The sequence below is a fragment of the Mycobacterium sp. BK086 genome, from assembly GCA_004362315.1.
GTDB lineage: Bacteria > Actinomycetota > Actinomycetes > Mycobacteriales > Mycobacteriaceae > Mycobacterium.
The window spans coordinates 932,103-949,976 of record SNWL01000003.1; the positions used below are offsets into that span (position 1 = coordinate 932,103).

At 67.3% G+C, this 17,874-nt stretch carries 18 protein-coding genes; 8 read left to right on the plus strand and 10 right to left on the minus strand.

All coding sequences use genetic code 11. The features are described from left to right. On the minus strand, positions 1-1,650 hold the full coding sequence (locus EV580_RS04495; protein ID WP_133689905.1) for a DAK2 domain-containing protein: 1,650 nt from the start codon (positions 1,648-1,650) through the stop codon (positions 1-3). 263 nt (positions 1,651-1,913) lie between these two features. On the opposite strand from EV580_RS04495, the gene rpmB reads away from it, so the two are divergent. Next, entirely contained in the window at positions 1,914-2,108 is a 195-nt protein-coding gene (rpmB, locus tag EV580_RS04500; protein WP_133689906.1) for a 50S ribosomal protein L28, read from the plus strand. Between the two features lie 81 nt (positions 2,109-2,189). On the opposite strand, the gene EV580_RS04505 is transcribed toward rpmB, so the two are convergent. Together EV580_RS04505 and EV580_RS04510 are read right to left on the minus strand one after the other, a co-directional pair. Next, a complete protein-coding gene (locus EV580_RS04505; RefSeq protein ID WP_133689907.1) occupies positions 2,190-2,873 on the minus strand; it encodes a uracil-DNA glycosylase in 684 nt (227 codons plus the stop codon). A gap of 23 nt (positions 2,874-2,896) precedes the next feature. Beyond that, positions 2,897-3,853 (minus strand): thiamine-phosphate kinase, encoded by a 957-nt coding sequence (locus EV580_RS04510; RefSeq protein ID WP_133689908.1) that lies wholly within the window; start codon positions 3,851-3,853, stop codon positions 2,897-2,899. Between the two features lie 130 nt (positions 3,854-3,983). On the opposite strand from EV580_RS04510, the gene EV580_RS04515 reads away from it, so the two are divergent. Both EV580_RS04515 and EV580_RS04520 read left to right on the plus strand, forming a co-directional pair. After that, positions 3,984-4,220: an Lrp/AsnC family transcriptional regulator gene (locus tag EV580_RS04515; protein WP_133689909.1), complete on the plus strand. Its 237-nt coding sequence runs from the start codon at positions 3,984-3,986 to the stop codon at positions 4,218-4,220. After that, positions 4,210-4,776 carry a DUF3515 domain-containing protein gene (locus EV580_RS04520; protein ID WP_133689910.1) on the plus strand — a complete coding sequence of 189 codons (567 nt, stop codon included), beginning with the start codon at positions 4,210-4,212 and terminating at the stop codon, positions 4,774-4,776. The genes EV580_RS04515 and EV580_RS04520 overlap by 11 nt, the downstream gene beginning before the upstream one ends. 1 nt (position 4,777) lies before the next feature. Here EV580_RS04520 and EV580_RS04525 read toward each other — a convergent pair whose 3' ends face one another. From EV580_RS04525 to EV580_RS04535, 3 genes are read right to left on the minus strand one after another with little or no spacing between them, the layout of a single operon-like run. Then, positions 4,778-5,881 carry a D-alanine--D-alanine ligase family protein gene (locus tag EV580_RS04525; RefSeq protein ID WP_133689911.1) on the minus strand — a complete coding sequence of 368 codons (1,104 nt, stop codon included), beginning with the start codon at positions 5,879-5,881 and terminating at the stop codon, positions 4,778-4,780. 60 nt (positions 5,882-5,941) lie between these two features. After that, on the minus strand, positions 5,942-7,048 hold the full coding sequence (locus EV580_RS04530; RefSeq protein WP_133689912.1) for a cystathionine gamma-lyase: 1,107 nt from the start codon (positions 7,046-7,048) through the stop codon (positions 5,942-5,944). Between the two features lie 7 nt (positions 7,049-7,055). Beyond that, positions 7,056-8,066 carry an NAD(P)H-dependent glycerol-3-phosphate dehydrogenase gene (locus EV580_RS04535; RefSeq protein ID WP_133689913.1) on the minus strand — a complete coding sequence of 337 codons (1,011 nt, stop codon included), beginning with the start codon at positions 8,064-8,066 and terminating at the stop codon, positions 7,056-7,058. A 75-nt stretch (positions 8,067-8,141) separates the two neighbouring features. Here EV580_RS04535 and cofC point away from each other — a divergent pair, with 75 nt between their 5' ends. The 3 genes from cofC (at position 8,142) to mutT1 (ending at position 12,058) form a co-directional block, all read left to right on the plus strand. Further along, positions 8,142-8,786, plus strand: a complete 645-nt coding sequence (gene cofC, locus EV580_RS04540) for a 2-phospho-L-lactate guanylyltransferase (RefSeq protein ID WP_370581663.1) — start codon at positions 8,142-8,144, stop codon at positions 8,784-8,786. Positions 8,787-8,853: 67 nt separating this feature from the next. Next, positions 8,854-11,022: an RNA degradosome polyphosphate kinase gene (locus tag EV580_RS04545; protein ID WP_133689915.1), complete on the plus strand. Its 2,169-nt coding sequence runs from the start codon at positions 8,854-8,856 to the stop codon at positions 11,020-11,022. A 70-nt stretch (positions 11,023-11,092) separates the two neighbouring features. After that, positions 11,093-12,058 (plus strand): 8-oxo-(d)GTP phosphatase MutT1, encoded by a 966-nt coding sequence (gene mutT1, locus EV580_RS04550; RefSeq protein WP_133689916.1) that lies wholly within the window; start codon positions 11,093-11,095, stop codon positions 12,056-12,058. A 51-nt stretch (positions 12,059-12,109) separates the two neighbouring features. Here mutT1 and EV580_RS04555 read toward each other — a convergent pair whose 3' ends face one another. From EV580_RS04555 to leuC, 3 genes are all read right to left on the minus strand, one after another. Then, positions 12,110-12,766 (minus strand): HU family DNA-binding protein, encoded by a 657-nt coding sequence (locus EV580_RS04555; protein ID WP_133689917.1) that lies wholly within the window; start codon positions 12,764-12,766, stop codon positions 12,110-12,112. 199 nt (positions 12,767-12,965) lie between these two features. Further along, a complete protein-coding gene (gene leuD, locus EV580_RS04560; protein WP_133689918.1) occupies positions 12,966-13,562 on the minus strand; it encodes a 3-isopropylmalate dehydratase small subunit in 597 nt (198 codons plus the stop codon). Positions 13,563-13,582: 20 nt separating this feature from the next. After that, positions 13,583-15,016 (minus strand): 3-isopropylmalate dehydratase large subunit, encoded by a 1,434-nt coding sequence (leuC, locus tag EV580_RS04565; RefSeq protein WP_133689919.1) that lies wholly within the window; start codon positions 15,014-15,016, stop codon positions 13,583-13,585. A 75-nt stretch (positions 15,017-15,091) separates the two neighbouring features. On the opposite strand from leuC, the gene EV580_RS04570 reads away from it, so the two are divergent. Both EV580_RS04570 and EV580_RS04575 read left to right on the plus strand, forming a co-directional pair. Beyond that, entirely contained in the window at positions 15,092-15,793 is a 702-nt protein-coding gene (locus EV580_RS04570) for an IclR family transcriptional regulator (RefSeq protein WP_133689920.1), read from the plus strand. A 42-nt stretch (positions 15,794-15,835) separates the two neighbouring features. Beyond that, complete coding sequence (locus tag EV580_RS04575) at positions 15,836-16,333, plus strand: pyridoxamine 5'-phosphate oxidase family protein (RefSeq protein WP_133689921.1); 498 nt, start codon at positions 15,836-15,838, stop codon at positions 16,331-16,333. Here EV580_RS04575 and EV580_RS04580 read toward each other — a convergent pair whose 3' ends face one another. Continuing rightward, positions 16,334-17,872 carry a zinc ribbon domain-containing protein gene (locus tag EV580_RS04580; protein ID WP_286171445.1) on the minus strand — a complete coding sequence of 513 codons (1,539 nt, stop codon included), beginning with the start codon at positions 17,870-17,872 and terminating at the stop codon, positions 16,334-16,336. Positions 17,873-17,874: the final 2 nt, after the last annotated feature.

Genomic DNA, 17,874 nt, shown 5'->3' on the forward strand with positions numbered 1-17,874 from the left:
CTACTCCACCCCGATCAGCAGCGCGTCGCCACGGTGACCGGTGGCATAGGTCGCGAATTCGATTCCAGGATGGCGGCGGTGCACGTGTTGCGAAAGCGCCTCGGCGACAGCCGGATCGGTGTCCTCGCCGATCAGCACGGTCACCAGCTCACCGCCGGCCACCAGCAACAGGTCGATCAGCCCGGTGGCCGCGCCGGCCACATCCTCGGCGACCACCAGCACCTCGTCACCGGCGATGCCAAGGCCGTCGCCGGGCTCACAACTGCCCGCCCAGGTCAGCGCCTGCTCGGTGGCGGTGCGCACCGACCCGTGCCGGGCCGCGGCCGCCGCCCTGGCCATCGAGAAACCGTCGTCGACGGCCTGGCGGCTCGGATCGTGGACGGCGAGCGCGGCCAGACCCTGCACCATCGATCCGGTCGGCAACGCGACAACGTCTATGCCCCAACCAATTCCGGCCGTACATCCAGCGACCAGCTCCTCGGCCGCCACATAGCCGTTGGGCAGCACCATCACCTGAGCGGCCCCGGTGTCGACGAGTGCGCGCACGAGTTCCCGCGCGCTGACCCCGTTGGCCGGGTCGGCCAGCCCGGCATCCGGGCGCAGAACGCAGGCACCCTCCTGGCCGAAAAGCTCTGCGGCGCCGTCGCCGTCGACGACGGCCAGCACCGCACGCTCGCGGCTCCAGCTGCCCGGCGAAACCCGGGCAGGGCCCGCGCTGAGCACCGAGATCTGAATGCGGCTGACCGCACCGGCATCCAGTCCGGCTTCCACCGCCGCACCCGCGTCGTCGGTGTGCACATGAATGGAGTAGCGGTCCGCTTCGGTGGATGCGGCGATCGCAACCGAATCGCCGAGCTGCTCCAGCCGGGTGCGCAGCGGGTCGAGGGCGGCGCCGTCGCAGTCGGCGAGCAGGTACATCACCTCGAACTGCGGCGGCCGCGGTGCGGTGACGGCGCTGTCGAGTCGCGGCGGTCCTGGCTCGTAGGCGTCCCGATGGGGCGCGTGCCCGGTGACGGTGGCGGTCAGCGCATCAATGAGGACCAGGAATCCGCGCCCGCCCGCGTCCACCACTCCCGCCGCCGCCAGCGCGTCGAGCTGATCGGGGGTGCGTTCCAGCGCCGTGACCCCCGCGTCGCCACCGGCGGTCAGCGCCTCGGCCAGCGTCGCCCCCTCGGCGGCGCGCTGCTGGATGGCTTCGGCGACCGCCTGCAGCACCGACACGATGGTGCCGGCCACCAGCTCGCCGCCCATCGACGACACCACCAGCCCGACGGCGTGCCGCAGCGCCGCTCCGAGCAGGACGGCGTCGATGTCGGCCAGCGCACCATCGGTGTCTTCTGCCGCGGATGCGGTCACGTCGGCCAGGCCGCGCAGGATCTGCGACAGGATCACCCCGGAATTGCCCCGGGCGCCGTGCAGCGCGCCCTCGGACAGCGTGGCGGCCATCAGGCTGACATCACCGGACCCCGCGCCCGATTTCGCCGCGTCCAGCGCCGCGCTCATGGTGAACAGCAGGTTCGTCCCGGTATCGGAATCGGCCACCGGGAACACGTTGAGCCGGTTGATCTCGTCGGTGTGGGTGATCAGGTCGCCGACGGCGGTGTGAGCCCAATCGCGCAGGGCCGATGCGTCCAGCCGCCGGTCCGGCATCGGCACCTCCTCGCGATCCCTGCACACCACACGGCTGTGTCGCGCCAGCCTATCCAGTTCACCCGACAGTTCGACGCCAGCGGGAGGCGCGACGGTGCAATGTTACGATCGCCGCAGGTCACAGGCGCTTGCGTGGATTCACGGCAGGACGACTGGGGAGCATTTTGGCGTTCGGTTCACCGGACGGCTATCCTGGTCAGGTTGTCGGGTCACCCTTCGCAGGTCGTTGGCCCCCTTTGACTACTGATTTAGAGGAGTTCTACATGGCTGCCGTGTGCGATATCTGCGGAAAGGGCCCCGGCTTCGGCAAGTCGGTGTCGCATTCCCATCGCCGGACCAGCCGTCGGTGGAACCCGAACATCCAGACTGTGCACGCCGTGACCCGTCCCGGTGGCAACAAGCAGCGCGTGAACGTCTGCACGTCCTGCATCAAGGCCGGCAAGGTCACCCGCGGCTAATTCCTCTCTTCTCGCGCCCAAACCGACGTTTGGCCGCGAAAGGTCGAGAGAACTCCTGCATAACGTCGATCTCGGCGTGCGCTAGGGAAGCTTCCAGTCGATCGGCTCGGCACCCATCCCGGTCAGCAGTTCGTTGGCGCGGCTGAACGGTCGCGAGCCGAAGAATCCCCGTGATGCCGACAGCGGCGACGGGTGCGCCGACTCGATGACGCGCGTATGCCCCAGCATCGGCTTCAGTGTCGACGCATCACGCCCCCACAGAATCGCGACCATCGGCGTGTCACGAGCCACCAGTGCGCGGATAGCGCATTCGGTGACCGCTTCCCAGCCCTTGCCGCGGTGCGACGCCGGGGTGCCGGGCTGCACGGTCAGCACTCTGTTGAGCATCATCACGCCGCGTTGCGACCACGGCGTGAGGTCGCCGGTGGACGGCTGCGGATAGCCGAGGTCGGCGGTGTACTCACTGAAGATGTTCGACAGGCTGCGCGGCAGCGGCCGCACGTCGGGCGCCACCGAGAAACTCAGGCCGACCGCATGTCCCGGCGTCGGATAGGGATCCTGGCCGACGATCAGCACCCGCACGTCGTCGAACGGGAAGGTGAAGGCGCGCAGCACGTTCGGCCCGGCGGGAAGGTAGCGCCGGCCGGCCGCGATCTCGGCGCGCAGGAACTGGCCCATCTGAGAGATCTGATCACTGACCGGGGCCAGTGCCTGCGCCCAGCCGTCGTCGACGAGTTCGGTCAGCGGCCGCGCGGTGGTGGTCACAGACGCCAACCTAACGTCTGCGCTCAGTCGAAGGACTGCCAACCCGCCGAGCCGGCCCAGGGCTGCCCGTCCACCCGGACCTCAGGTGGGCCGTCGACCACCGTGCCGATCACCCGCCAACCCGCAGGCACCGCACCGGGGAAGCATGCGACGAGCGCGTGATCTTCACCACCCGACAGCACCAGCGACAGCGGGTCGACACCGGCCGCCGTGGCCGCCGCGCTCACCGCATCGACGTCGGGCAACAGTCCGTCGGAGACGAGATCGACAGTCACGCCGGAACCTTCGGCGATGTGGCCCAGATCGGCGAGCAGTCCATCGGAGACGTCGGTCATCGCCTGGGCGCCGGCTTCCGCGGCCGCTATGCCCTGGCCGTACGGCGGACGCGGCACCAGATGCCAGCCGCGCAGCTCGTCGAATCCTTCGATTTCCTTATGCCACAACAGATATCCAGCCGCCGAGCGGCCGAGCTCGCCGGCGACGGCCACCACCGAACCGGCGCGCGCACCGCTGCGCAAGACGGGTGCACGCCCACCCAGATCACCGAGCGCGGTCACCGACACCACCCACTGCGGGCTGGCGACCAGATCGCCACCGACGATCCCGGCGCCCAACGCCAAAGCCTCCTGCCACATTCCGTCGGCCAGCTCCTGCACCCGCGACACCGCGGTGTCCGGCGGGGCACCGAAGCCGACGACGAACGAGCTACACCGCGCGCCCATCGACTCGACGTCTGCGGCGTTCTGCGCGATGGCTTTTCGGCCGACGTCATGGGGTGCCGACCAATCCAGCCGGAAGTGCCTGCCCTCCACCAGCATGTCGGTGGTGACGACGACCCGCCCGTCGGACGTACTCACCACTGCCGCGTCGTCTCCGGGACCGACGCTCACCCCGGCGGGCTGGCGACGGTCCGATACCAGCCGATCGATCATGGCGAACTCGCCCAGCTGGCGCAGATTGGGTTCACAGGAGTCGGCCACGGCGCCTCCCCTCCTGTCGCACACGCTGATCGGTCCGGCAACCTGCGGTACGTTTTCTCTGCCGGCCTACGAACACGTCAGTCTAGGGCGGCACCGCACACGGGCGAATATCGAGACGAGGAGGCGACGGATGGTTGAGGCCTACATGCTGATCCAGACCGAGGTCGGCCGCGCCGAGGTCGTCGCCAAGCAGGTGGCCGCACTGCCCGGTGTGCTGTCGGCGGAATACGTGACCGGACCCTATGACGTCGTGGTGCGCGTCGGCTCTGCCAGCGAGGACGACCTCGCCGCCACGATCGTGCCGAGCATTCAGCAGATCACGGGGATCACCCGAACCCTGACCTGCCCCATCGCCGATGCCAACTGAGCCTGTCCCCGCCGCCACCGAGGTAAGCCCGCCGGACGGTCCACCCCGCGCCCTGCTGATCGCGGCTGTGGTGGTCGCGGTGGCCGCGATCGCCGCGGTACTCGGTATCGCTGCCACCCGGCAGGCCCCGGTCCAGCCGGTGGTCATCGCGTCGGTGCCCGCGCCGAAGGCCGACTCCTCGACGTGCCGGGCCCTTCTCGAGGCCGTGCCCACCAACCTCGGCGAGTTCAAACGCGCGGTCGCGGCAGACCCGGTACCGCCGGGAGCGGCGGCCTGGCGCGGATCGGCAGACAACTTTCCGGTCATCATGCGATGCGGGATCGACCGGCCCGCCGAGTTCGTGGTCGGCTCCCCCATCCAGATGGTCAATGCCGTCCAGTGGTTCCGGCTCGACGATCCCGACGTCGACCGCAGCACCTGGGTGACCGTGGACCGGCCGGTCTACGTGGCCCTCACGCTGCCGAACGAGTCGGGGCCGACGCCGATCCAGACGCTGTCGGATCTGATCGCACGCACCATGCCCGCGGTTCCGATCGATCCGAACCCGGCGCGCTGAGTCAGCGCAAGCCGGTCCCGCGGGCCAGCGCGGTCTCGACCATGGTGGTCACCAGCGTCGGGTAGTCGATGCCGCTGGCCGCCCACATCCTCGGGTACATCGAGATCGTCGTGAACCCCGGCATCGTGTTGATCTCGTTGACCACAGGTCCGTCGTCGGTGAGGAAGAAGTCCACTCGGGCCAGGCCCTGACAGTCCAGTGCTTGGAACGTTTGAATTGCCAAGCGCTGCAATTCGGATGCCACATCGTCGTCGATCTTGGCAGGCACGTCGAGTTCGGCGCCGTCGTCGAGATACTTGGTGGCGAAGTCGTAGAAACCGTCTTCGCGGCCCCGAACTCCCGCCACCCGGATCTCACCGATCGCGCTGGCTTGCACTGAGCCGTCCGGGAATTCGAGAACTCCGCATTCGAGCTCGCGGCCAGGAACGGCGGCTTCGATGATCACCTTCGGATCGTGGCGACGGGCCTCGGCGATCGCCAACGTCAGCTCGTCGCCGTTGGTGACTCGGCTGACCCCGATCGACGAGCCGCCGCGCGCCGGTTTGACGAACATCGGAAAGCCCAGTCGCTCAATATCATCCAGCGTCGGCGCCGTCTGTTGCGCCCGCAGCACGACGTGGTCGCCGATCGGCAGGCCGGCGGCGGCCAGCAGCTTCTTGGTGAACTCCTTGTCCATCCCGGCCGCACTGGCGAAGACTCCGGCGCCCACGTAGGGCACGCCCGCCAGCTCCAGCAGTCCCTGGATGGTGCCGTCCTCGCCGTAGGGGCCGTGCAGGATCGGAAAGACCACGTCGACCGACGTCAGCATCTGGCCGGGAGTCTGCCCCAACGACACCATCTCACCGGGCCGCACCGGATCGGCCGCCATGACCAGCGCCGTTCCCGACTCCCCGGTGACCTCCGGCAGCGTGCGGTCGGTGATCGCCAGGGTTTCGGGACGGCCGTCGGTGAGCACCCACGAGCCCTGCGGGGTGATGCCGACGGGCACGACTTCGAAGCGTTCCGGGTCGAGATTGCGCAGGATGCTTCCCGCCGACACACAGGAAATGGCGTGCTCGGAGCTGCGTCCCCCATAGACGACAGCGACACGGATGCGGGAAGTCACAACCTAGAGAGGCTACAGCCCGGGTATTACCGGCACGATCCGACGCCGTGAACAGGCATTTCAGGCTTCGAGCGCGGCCAGGACGTCGGCGACGAGGTCGTCGGTGTCCTCGAGGCCCGCCGAGATCCGGGCAAACCCGTCGGCCACCGGATCGCCCCAGCGGGCGCGGCGGTCCACCGAGGTGTGGATACCGCCGAAGCTGGTGGAGGCGACCAACAGCTCGCTGTGCCGCACCAGCGCATGCACCGCGGCGGCGTCGGCGAGCTCTAGGGACACCAGTCCACCGAAGCGGCGCATCTGAGCGGCGGCCGCCGGATGGGACGGGTCGTCGGGCAACCCCGGGTACCGCACCGACCGGATTTTCGCGTGGCCCCGCAGCACCGTCGCGAGGGCCAGCGCGTTCTGGCACTGCCGCTCGAAGCGCAGCCCGACGCTGCCGAGGCTGCGCAGCACCAGCCAGGCCTCGAACGAACCGAGGATGGCGCCGGACAGCAGCCGCTCACGCTCCAGGGCCGCCATCAGCTCGGGGTGGCTGCCCGCCAGATAGCCGGCCAGCAGGTCGCTGTGCCCCGCCAATGCCTTGGTGGCGCTGGCCACGACGAGATCGGCGCCCAGTGACAACGGCTGCTGCCCCAGTGGTGTGGCGGTGGTGTTGTCGACCAGCAGCCGCGCGCCCCGGTTACGGCAGATGCCGGCCAGCCGATGCAGATCGACCACGTCCAGCGCGGGGTTCGTCGGGGTCTCGGCCAGCACCACATCGGCGCCCTCGGCGGCCTGATAGATCTGCTCGGCGGTCGCCTCGCGGACCGTGACACCAAGGGGCGCAAGGCTTTCAGCGGCATAACGGCGCACCTGGTAGTAGCCGTCGGCCGGGACGACCAGCACCGAGCCCGGGGTTGCGGTCACCCGCAACGCCGCGGTGATGGCAGCCATCCCCGACGAGAAGCTCAGCGCGGCGGTGGCGCCTTCCAACTGGGCCAGCGCCGACTCGAGCTGGCGCCAGGTCGGATTGGAGCCGCGACCATAGGTGTTGGCCTCGCTGCCCTCGTCGTCGGAGAGATGAAACGCCGACGCCAGCACCGGTGCCGGGCCGACCGGCTCGCCCGGAATCGGTTGGGAGCTAACAGCTTTGACCGCACGAGTGGAGTCGCCGTACTGATCGCTCATCGGGTGCTCACTCCGGCTTGATGCTACGGCCCAGCAGCAATGCCACCGCCTGGTCGACCGACAAACCCTTGTGGCACACCTGATACACCGCGTCGGTGAGCGGCATCTCGACGTCGTAGCTGGACGCCAGCGCCAGGATCGATTGACAGGACGCGACGCCCTCGGCGACATGGCCACCGGCGGCCAGTTGGGCCGCCTCCATGGTTCCGCCCTGGCCGAGACGTTGGCCGAAGCTGCGATTGCGCGAATGCGGCGACGTACAGGTGGCCACCAGGTCGCCGACGCCGGCCAGCCCGGCCAGCGTCGCGGGCTTGGCGCCCACCGCGATTCCGAGCCGCATGATCTCGGCCAGCCCCCGCGTGATGATCGCGGCCGCGGTGTTCTCCCCCAGGCCCACGCCGGCCGCCATCCCGCAGGCCAGCGCGATCACGTTCTTGCACGCGCCGCCGATCTCGGTGCCGATCACGTCGGCGTTGGTGTACGGCCGGAAGTATCCGGTGCTCAATGCGCGCTGCAGGGCAACCGCGCGACCGGAATCGGTGGAGGCCACCACTGTCGCGGCGGGCTGTTCGTGGGCGATCTCGTCGGCCAGGTTCGGACCGGAGACCACCGCGACCTGACTGGGGTCGACACCGGTGACCTGAACGATGACCTGACTCATCCGCATGAGGCTGCCCAATTCGATGCCCTTGGCCAGGCTCACCAGAGTGGCGCCGCCGGCGATCGAGCCCCGCCACTGCTCGAGGTTGGCCCGCAAGCTCTGGGACGGGACTGCCAGCAGCACGGTGGTCAGCCCGTCGAGCGCCTCGGCGGGGTCGGTTGTGGCGCGGATCGCGCCCGGCAACTCGATGCCCGGGAGATAAGGAGTGTTGACATGTGTGGCGTTGATCTCATCGGCCACCTCGGCGCGGCGTGCCCACAACCGGACCTCGGAACCGGCCTCAGCCAGCACCTTGGCCAGTGCGGTTCCCCAGGCGCCGGCGCCCATCACCGCGGCAGTTCCCACCGTGCTGGTCATGGTCATTAACGTAGCCCACGCCCCCGCGACTGCTCGCCGACCAGGAATGCAGGGGCGCCGGACGACGCTGGAAGGATGGTGAACATGAGTGGCGCAGCCGATGTGGGCGTGATCATCGCGGTCAAGCGCCTCGTGGCCGCCAAGACCAGACTGAGCCCGGTCTTCGAGGCAGGCACCCGCGAACAGGTCGTACTGGCGATGCTGATCGACACGATCACCGCAGCCAGGGACGTCGATGCCGTCCGGTCGATCACCGTCGTCACCCCCGACGACACCGCAGCCGGCGCCGCTCGTGATCTCGGGGCGGCGGTGTTGTTCGACACCACGGCACCCACCGAGCCCGACCCGCTGAACACCGCCGTGCGGTTGGCGTGGTCCACGGTCAGCAAGCAATCCGCCAATACCGTTGTGCTGCAAGGCGATCTACCCGCACTGCAGACCGATGAACTGGCCGAAGCGCTGACACAGGCACAGTCACATCGGCGCAGTTTCGTAGCCGATCGCCACGGCAGCGGTACGGCGGCGCTGTTCGCCTTCGGTGCACCACTGGATCCGCTGCTCGGCCGGGATTCGGCCCGCAGGCATCGCGACTCCGGAGCGGTCGAACTGACGGGCGCGTGGCCGGGGCTTCGCTGCGATATCGACACCATCGAGGATCTGGAATCGGCCCAGCTGCTCGGTGTCGGCGCGGCGACCACCAGGGCAATCGCGCACCGGTGATGGTTAACAACTCCTGAACGCACTTCGACTTTCGGCTGCCGAGGTCCAAGCATCCTCCAGATGAGGGATGATCGGGACTGTGACCGACACCGAAACCGACGCCCGATCCACGGATGACGACTGGCAGCCCGGTGAGGCACCTGAAGCCCCGCCCGCGGCCACGGACACCGCGGTCGACAACGAGTTGCCCGAGAATCGGTACCTCAATCGCGAACTGAGCTGGCTGGATTTCAATGCCCGGGTGTTGGCCCTGGCCGCCGACACCTCACTGCCCCTGCTCGAGCGGGCGAAATTCCTGGCGATCTTCGCGTCCAATCTCGACGAGTTCTACATGGTCCGGGTGGCCGGCCTGAAACGCCGCGACGAGATGAGCCTCTCGGTGCGGTCGGCCGATGGTCTCTCTCCACGTGAGCAGTTGCGCCGCATCGGCGAGCGCACCCGGCAGATCTCGTTGCGCCAGGCCGAGGTCTTCATCGAGTCGGTGCGTCCCGCGCTGGCCGAGGAGGGCATCCGCATCGTCACGTGGGCCGAGCTCACCGACGCCGAGCGCAGTGAGCTCTCCACCTATTTCCACGAGCAGGTGTTCCCGGTCCTCACCCCGCTGGCCGTCGACCCCGCGCACCCGTTCCCGTTCGTCAGCGGCTTGAGCCTGAACCTGGCGATCACGGTGAAGTCGCCCGACGACGGCGGCGAGCACTTCGCCCGCATCAAGGTTCCCGACAACGTCGACCGGTTCGTCGAACTCAAGGGTGCCAACGGAGACAGCGACGTCGTCCGGTTCCTGCCCACCGAAGAACTCATCGCGGCATTCCTGCCGGTGTTGTTCCCCGGTATGGAAATCGTGGAGCACCATGTCTTCCGGATCACCCGTAACGCCGATATGCAGGTCGAGGAAGACCGCGACGAGGATCTGCTGCAGGCGTTGGAACGGGAACTGGCACGGCGGCGATTCGGCTCTCCGGTTCGCCTGGAAGTCGCCGACGACATGACCGAGCACATGCTCGAACTGCTGTTGCGCGAGCTCGACGTCCACCCCGGCGACGTGGTGCAGGTGCCGGGGCTGCTTGACCTTTCGTCCCTGTGGCAGGTGTACGGCGTCGACCGCCCGGCACTCAAGGACCGTCCGTTCGTGCCGGCCACCCATCCGGCCTTCGCCGAACGCGAGACACCCAAGAGCATTTTCTCGACGCTGCGAGACGGCGACGTGCTGGTGCACCATCCCTACGATTCGTTCTCGACGAGCGTGCAGCGGTTCATCGAGCAGGCCGCGGCCGATCCGAATGTGTTGGCCATCAAGCAAACGCTGTACCGGACCTCCGGCGACTCCCCGATCGTCAACGCGCTGATCGACGCCGCCCAGGCCGGCAAGCAGGTGGTCGCCCTGGTCGAATTGAAAGCGCGCTTCGACGAACAGGCCAACATCAAGTGGGCACGCACACTGGAAGATGCCGGCGTGCATGTGGTTTACGGCCTGATCGGACTGAAGACACACTGCAAGACCTGCCTGGTGGTTCGCCGCGAAGGCTCGACGATTCGCCGCTACTGCCATATCGGTACCGGCAACTACAACCCGAAAACCGCACGGCTGTATGAAGATGTCGGCCTGATCACCGCCGCCCCCGACATCGGCGCCGACCTGACGGACCTGTTCAATTCGCTGACCGGGTACTCCCGCAAGGTCAACTACCGCAACCTTCTCGTCGCCCCGCACGGCGTGCGCAAAGGCATCATCGAGCGCGTCGAACGGGAAATCGAGGCGCATCGGCAGAACGGCAACGGCCGGATCCGGCTGAAGGCCAACGCCCTTGTGGACGAACAAGTCATCGACGCGCTGTACCGGGCATCACAGGCCGGGGTTCGCGTCGAGGTCGTCGTCCGTGGCATCTGCGCTCTCAAGCCGGGCGCCGAGGGCTTTTCCGAGAACATCGTCGTGCGCTCGATTCTCGGCCGCTTTCTGGAGCATTCACGGATCTTCCACTTCAATGCGATCAACGAATTCTTCATCGGAAGCGCCGACATGATGCACCGCAATCTCGATCGCCGCGTCGAAGTGATGGCGCAAGTCAAAGACCCCCGCCTCACCGGATACCTCGACGAGATCTTCGAATCGGCGATGGATCCCTCGACGCGATGCTGGGAGCTCGGCCCCGACGGCAGCTGGACGGCCGCACCGCAAGACGGCCGACAAGTCCGCGACCATCAGGTGTGGCTGATGGAACGTCACCGGCAGCATTAGGTGCTCCCTCCGTTGCGACCCACCAAATCCGGTCCCACGCAGGGACCCGAATTGAACTGCGGGAGTTGAGGTGGCCAAGAGAGCGTCACGTGACAGCTCGAGGTCCAAATCGACGAAGAAGACAGCGGCCAAGAAAGGTAAGCCACCCCAGCGGCCGATCCTGGCCGCCGGCGCGGCATTGTGGCGCCCCAACCCGGACACCGGCGAGCTACGTCTCGCCCTGATCCATCGGCCTCGCTACGACGATTGGTCGCTGCCCAAAGGCAAAGTCGATCCTGGTGAGAACGAACCGGTCGCGGCCGTGCGCGAAATCTGGGAGGAGACCGGTCAGCGATCGCAGCTGGGCCGGCGCCTGATCCAGACCCACTATCAAGTGGCGCAGGGCTCCAAGGTCGTTCACTACTGGGCGGCCCGGGCACTCGGCGGCGAGTTCACTCCCGGCTCCGAAGTCGATCGGCTGGAGTGGCTACCGATCGCCGATGCCGTACAACGGCTGACGTATCCCCACGATCGGGAAGTGCTCAAGGCCTTCGCCAATCAACCCGCCGATACAGCGACGGTGCTGATCGTGCGGCACGGCACCGCGGGCATCAAGTCCCGCTACAAGGGCGACGACCGCGGCCGGCCATTGGACAAGAATGGTCGCGCACAAGCCGAATCACTGGCCGGACAGCTGATCGCGTTCGGAGCCACCGAGGTGTACGCGGCCGACCGCGTCCGCTGCATTCAGACCGTCGAGCCGCTGGCACAGGAACTCGGGGTAACGATCTCGGCCGAGGCCGACCTCACCGAAGAGGCGTACGCCAACGATCCCGACGCCGCGCACAAGCGCATCACCGAGATCGTCGCTCGCGGCGGGACGCCGGTCATCTGCACACAGGGCAAGGTGATTCCCTACCTGCTGGCGTGGTGGCGGGGCAACGACAAGCCCGACAAGTCGCGCAATCGCAAGGGCAGCACGTGGGTGCTGTCGTTGGACGGTGACCGGATCATCGCCGCTGACTACATCGGCAGCCCACTGGCCACTAGGCCCTGACACGCAAATACGCCGCGGGCGTTGAGCCCGCGGCGTATTCGACGGTGAAACTTAGCGACGGCCCTTCTTGGCCGGAGCCTTCTTGGCCGGAGCCTTCTTCGCGGGCGCGGCCTTCTTAGCAGGCGCGGCCTTCTTGGCCGGAGCCTTCTTGGCCGGAGCCTTCTTGGCGGGCGCGGCCTTCTTGGCCGGAGCCTTCTTAGCCGGAGCCTTCTTGGCGGGCGCGGCCTTCTTAGCAGGCGCGGCCTTCTTAGCCGGAGCCTTCTTCGCGGGCGCGGCCTTCTTAGCAGGCGCGGCCTTCTTGGCCGGAGCCTTCTTGGCCGGTGCAGCCTTCTTCACGACCGCCTTGCGGACGGCCTTCTTCACGGCAGCCTTCTTGACCGGGCCGGCGACGGCACCGCGCTTGACGGCGGGACCCTCGGACGGAAGCTTCTGTGCGCCAGAGACGACGGCCTTGAATTGAGCGCCGGGACGGAAAGCGGGAACGGAAGTCGGCTTCACCTTGACGGTTTCGCCGGTGCGCGGATTGCGCGCCACACGGGCGGCACGACGCCGCTGCTCGAAAACGCCGAAGCCGGTGATGGTCACGCTGTCGCCCTTGTGCACCGCGCGCACAATGGTGTCGACCACGTTCTCCACCGCCAATGTTGCTTGCCGACGGTCTGAGCCCAATTTCTCCGTGAGTACGTCGATGAGCTCTGCTTTGTTCATTCAATTCCTCCGAAGCCAGTGGTCCACTTTGGACCGACTGCAGAACACGGTAAACCCAAGACCTGCAGAATTCCAAGAGCCACGCCCAATTTCAGGCATCACTTAGAAGGATTTCAGCAATCCGCTTGCCGCCCTTGGGCGGTGATTCCGAGGGGCTGAACCCCCCGTTCGGGGGCGGGAATTCGGCGTCCCGCCCCGTTCAGGAGACCGTCGAAATGCGCGGCTTCCAGCTCGGGCGCCCAGCTTCAAAGGCTTCGATTTCAGGGAGTTTTCGCAGCGTAAGGCCTATATCGTCGAGGCCTTCCAGCAATCTCCAAGCCGTGTAATCGTCAATCGTGAACGGCACCACGGCTGTTCCCGCGGTGATATTTCGATCTTGAAGATTGACAGTGATTTCCAGTCCCGGATTCTGCTCGATGAGCTTCCAGAGAAGTTCAACATCATCTTGAGCGACTTCGGCCGCCAGGAGCCCCGCCTTGCCGGCGTTGCCGCGAAAGATGTCGGCGAAGCGGGACGAGATGACGACCCGGAATCCGAAGTCCATGAGCGCCCAGACCGCATGCTCGCGTGACGATCCGGTGCCGAAATCCGGTCCTGCGACCAAAACCGAACCCTGGTCGAAGGGGCTCAGATTCAGAATGAACGAGGGATCGGTGCGCCACGCGGCGAACAATCCATCCTCGAAACCTGTTCGGGTGACTCGCTTCAAATACACCGCGGGAATGATCTGATCGGTGTCGACATTGGACCGCCGCAACGGAACGCCGATGCCGGTGTGAGTGTGAAATGCCTCCATCGTGGGTCTCCTTAGCAGGTCTAGTTTTTGAGATCGGCGGGCGAGGACAGAGTTCCGCGCACGGCGGTCGCCGCGGCGACCGCCGGCGAAACCAGGTGTGTGCGGCCACCCTTGCCCTGTCGGCCTTCGAAATTCCGGTTGGACGTCGAGGCGCACCGTTCGCCCGGTGCCAGCTGATCTGGATTCATTCCCAGGCACATCGAGCAGCCGGCCTGACGCCAATCGGCGCCCGCCGCGGTGAAGATCTCGCCCAGCCCTTCGGATTCGGCTTGAGCGCGCACTCGCATCGAGCCCGGCACGATCAGCATCCGCACCCCATCGGCGACCTTTCGCCCGCGCAACACATCGGCCACCACCCGCAGATCCTCGATGCGCCCGTTCGTGCACGAGCCGACGAACACCGCGTCGACGGTGACGTCTCGCATCGGGGTGCCCGCCTGAAGGCCCATGTAGGCCAACGCCTTCTCCGCGGCCTGCTTCTCGGAATCGCTGGTCATCAATTCGGGGTCGGGCACCGCCTCGGACAGCGGAACACCCTGGCCGGGGTTGGTGCCCCATGTCACAAAGGGACTCAGCGTCGTCGCGTCGATGTAGACGTCGGTGTCGAATTCGGCGCCCTCGTCGGTCTTCAGCGCCTCCCACGCGGTCACCGCCGCATCCCAATCCGCACCGGTCGGCGCGTAGGGGCGGCCGCGCAGGTACTCGTAGGTGATCTCGTCGGGAGCCACCAGACCCGCGCGGGCGCCGGCCTCGATGCTCATATTGCAGATCGTCATCCGGCTTTCCATAGACAGCGATTCGATGGTGCTGCCGCGGTATTCGATGACATAGCCCTGGCCGCCGCCGGTTCCGATCTTGGCGATAACGGCCAGGATGATGTCCTTGGCACCGACGCCCGGCGGCAGCGCACCGTCGACATTGACCGCCATCGTCTTGAACGGACGCAGCGGAAGTGTCTGAGTGGCAAGCACATGCTCCACTTCGGAAGTACCGATGCCCATGGCGATCGCGCCGAACGCACCGTGGGTGGAGGTGTGGCTGTCACCGCACACGATCGTCATTCCCGGCTGGGTCAGCCCCAGCTGTGGGCCCATCACGTGGACGATGCCCTGCTCGGCGTCACCCATCGGGTGCAGCAGCACACCGAATTCTGCGCAGTTGTGCCGCAAGGTCTCCACCTGAGTGCGCGACACCGGGTCGGCAATCGGCTTGTCGATGTCGACCGTCGGCACGTTGTGATCTTCGGTCGCGATCGTGAGGTCGGCGCGGCGCAACGGCCGGCCGGCCAAGCGCAATCCGTCGAAGGCCTGCGGACTGGTCACCTCGTGGATGAGATGGAGATCGATGTAGATCAGATCGGGTTCACGCGATGCACCGCTGCCGGCACCGGCGACGACGACGTGGTCGTCCCAAACCTTCTCGGGCAGTGTCCTGGGCTTGTCGGACTGAGCCATGAGTTCTCAATTCATTCTTCGATTCCCGGAACGTAAGTCTGGATATCTCACATTTCGGGACGCTAGTATCTCGATATGAGACAGGATAGCGGCATCGGCGTGCTCGACAAAGCCGTGGGCGTACTCCACTCGATCGCCGATTCCCCGTGCGGGCTGGCAGAACTCTGTGAACGGACCGGGCTCCCCCGCGCGACCGCACACCGGCTCGCCGCCGGCCTCGAGGTCCACCGGCTGCTGGCCCGCGACAGTTCGGGGCGCTGGCGCCTGGGACCGGCGATCAACGAATTGGCCGCCCAGGTCAACGATCCGCTGCTGGCCGCGGGTGCCGCGGTATTGCCCCGCCTGCGGGAGATCACCGGCGAGAGCGTGCAGCTCTACCGCCGCGAAGGCACCACCCGGATCTGCGTTGTCGCGCTGGAACCCCCTGCCGGGCTTCGCGATACCGTGCCGGTCGGGGCCCGGCTGCCGATGACGGCCGGATCGGGCGCCAAGGTCCTGCTCGCCTACAGCGACAGCGCCACCCAGCAGGCCGTCCTGCCGACCGCGAAGTTCACCGAACGCACCCTGGCCGAAGTCCGGCGCCGCGGCTGGGCGCAGAGCGCGGCCGAGCGCGAACCCGGGGTGGCCAGCATCTCGGCTCCGGTGCGCGACCGCAGCGGCGCGGTGATCGCGGCGGTGTCGGTGTCCGGCCCGATCGACCGGATGGGCCGCCGGCCCGGGGCACGCTGGGCAGCCGATCTGGTGGCCGCCGCCGACGCCCTGACCCGCCGACTGTGATCCCGCCGACAACCGCCAGACAGCGCCTGACAAACTGACGCGATGGGAACCAATCAGCGCAACCAGATCGTCATGTCGGACGCCGAGATCGCCGATTTCGTGGCACGCAGCCGCACCGGCACGATGGCGACGATCGGGGCCGACGGCCAGCCTCATCTCGTCGCGATGTGGTACGGCGTTCTGGACGGCGAGATCTGGGTCGAGACGAAGGCCAAGTCCCAGAAGGCTGTCAACCTGCGCCGCAACCCGCGGGTGAGCTTCCTCATCGAAGACGGGGACACCTACGACACGCTGCGCGGTGTCGCGTTCGAAGGCGTGGCCGAGATCGTCGAGGATCCCGACACCATCTTCAAAGTCGGCATCAGCGTGTGGGAGCGCTACAACGGCCCCTACACCGACGACCTCAAGCCGGCCGTCGACATGATGATGAACAAGCGGGTGGCGGTGCGCATCGTCGCCAACCGCACCCGCTCCTGGGACCACGGCAAGCTCGGTATGCCCCCGATGCCGCTGGCCGGGTCCACCGCGCCCGCCCAGTGACTACGACGGGCGCCCGTAACGGTCGCCGTGCCAGCGGAAGCTGTTGACGTACTTGCCCATATCCATGGCCAGCTCGAGGTTGGCGCCCGACGGATGGCCGTCGCCGTAGTCAGGGCCGAACCGGTGATACGGGCCGATCGCGGCCGCGATCAGGGCGTAGTCGTGCTTGACCGCGGCCATGACGATCACCCGCAGCGGGGTGTAGGTGGCCGAGGAACTGGTGGGAAACACATCGGCGACGACACCGTAGCCGGGCTGGTAACCGACCGATGCGTTGGGGATTTCGTAGTCGATGGTCGCGCCCGGGTACCTGCTGTCCACGATCTGCGCAACGACCTGCCTGGCCGTGCGATCGCGGGCCGGCTCACCGAAGAGTGTGAGCGTGCCGGTATCCCCACCCGTGTAGGTGAGTTCGACACCATTCACACCGGGTGGGTCGAAGGCGACGTCGTAGGCGGACCCGTTGCCGGGGTAGGCGACCGAGAACGCGCCGTCGTCACCGCTGAACCGCGGGTTGGTCTCCACCGGGGTGCCGAGTGGTGGCCGACCGCAATCCGGTGGACAGGCAAAGACTTCCGGTGCGGGGGTGATGCGCGCCGATACGACGACGCCCACGACGACCGCGACACTCAGGCCGGCGGCCAGCCATCCCAGCACGCGGGGGTAACTCGATTGCCCAGTGGCACGGGCCTCCTCGGGTGTTCGGCGGCGCGTCACGGCCGCGAGGACGAACCGCAGGACAACCATCGCCGCCGCGGCGATCAGCAGATGCAGCACCCCGTACCACGCAGACGGCATGGCGATGACGTCGACGACGCCCATCGCGGTGACCACGAGCAGCACCAGCAGGAGCGCGGCAGAAGCGCGAGAAGCCTTGGCGGGCTTGGTAAACCACAGTGCGATACCGATGATGCCACCGGTTGCCACACCCACCAGTGGCCATGCCACGCCCTCGACCAACGCCTCGACGAGGAGGCTGCCGACCGAGCGGTCCGGCGCGGTGACACCCATGGCCAGCTGGGGCACGAGCAGAATCGCGGTGGCCGCGCCGGTGAAAACCGTTGCCCCGAAGGCGCCGATCGCGAACCCGCCGAGCGGGTCGCGGGGTGAGCGGTCCGTCAGCCGCACGACCACAGCGGGCACCATCATCAGCAGGGCTTCGCTGACGGGCACCGCGACACCGAAGAGCAGGACCTGTCCCACATCCGCCTGCGCACCCAGCGCGACGTCGTAGGCACGCGCGACGATCGGGCCGGCGATCAGCGCCCACCCAACGGCCAATCCCAGTCCCAGAAGACCGGATACGACGACCCCTCGCAGTCCGACTGTGCGGCGAGCATCGATCTCGCGCAGGTAGATCACGAACAGCAGCGGCAGCCCACACACCGCGGTCGCGATCATCGGCGCCTGCCAGCGCAGCTCCGCGAATGCCACCAGCACCGCCACGAATACGAGGAGGGCGACCCGAAAACGATTGCGGGACCCCTCAGTCAGCTGCGGGAACAGCGAACTCGTCAGCCAGGAACGAAGAATCGGCACGC

Bases quoted from the DNA above. Each gene is read 5' to 3' on its own strand.
- rpmB (WP_133689906.1), top strand. From the start codon at position 1,914: ATGGCTGCCGTGTGCGATATCTGCGGAAAGGGCCCCGGCTTCGGCAAG.
- EV580_RS04545 (WP_133689915.1), top strand. From the start codon at position 8,854: ATGATCGGGACTGTGACCGACACCGAAACCGACGCCCGATCCACGGAT.
- leuC (WP_133689919.1), bottom strand. From the start codon at position 15,016: ATGGCTCAGTCCGACAAGCCCAGGACACTGCCCGAGAAGGTTTGGGAC.
- EV580_RS04575 (WP_133689921.1), top strand. From the start codon at position 15,836: ATGGGAACCAATCAGCGCAACCAGATCGTCATGTCGGACGCCGAGATC.
- EV580_RS04520 (WP_133689910.1), top strand. From the start codon at position 4,210: ATGCCAACTGAGCCTGTCCCCGCCGCCACCGAGGTAAGCCCGCCGGAC.
- EV580_RS04535 (WP_133689913.1), bottom strand. From the start codon at position 8,066: ATGACCAGCACGGTGGGAACTGCCGCGGTGATGGGCGCCGGCGCCTGG.
- EV580_RS04555 (WP_133689917.1), bottom strand. From the start codon at position 12,766: ATGAACAAAGCAGAGCTCATCGACGTACTCACGGAGAAATTGGGCTCA.
- leuD (WP_133689918.1), bottom strand. From the start codon at position 13,562: ATGGAGGCATTTCACACTCACACCGGCATCGGCGTTCCGTTGCGGCGG.
- EV580_RS04495 (WP_133689905.1), bottom strand. From the start codon at position 1,650: ATGCCGGACCGGCGGCTGGACGCATCGGCCCTGCGCGATTGGGCTCAC.
- EV580_RS04515 (WP_133689909.1), top strand. From the start codon at position 3,984: ATGGTTGAGGCCTACATGCTGATCCAGACCGAGGTCGGCCGCGCCGAG.
- cofC (WP_370581663.1), top strand. From the start codon at position 8,142: ATGGTGAACATGAGTGGCGCAGCCGATGTGGGCGTGATCATCGCGGTC.
- EV580_RS04530 (WP_133689912.1), bottom strand. From the start codon at position 7,048: ATGAGCGATCAGTACGGCGACTCCACTCGTGCGGTCAAAGCTGTTAGC.
- EV580_RS04570 (WP_133689920.1), top strand. From the start codon at position 15,092: ATGAGACAGGATAGCGGCATCGGCGTGCTCGACAAAGCCGTGGGCGTA.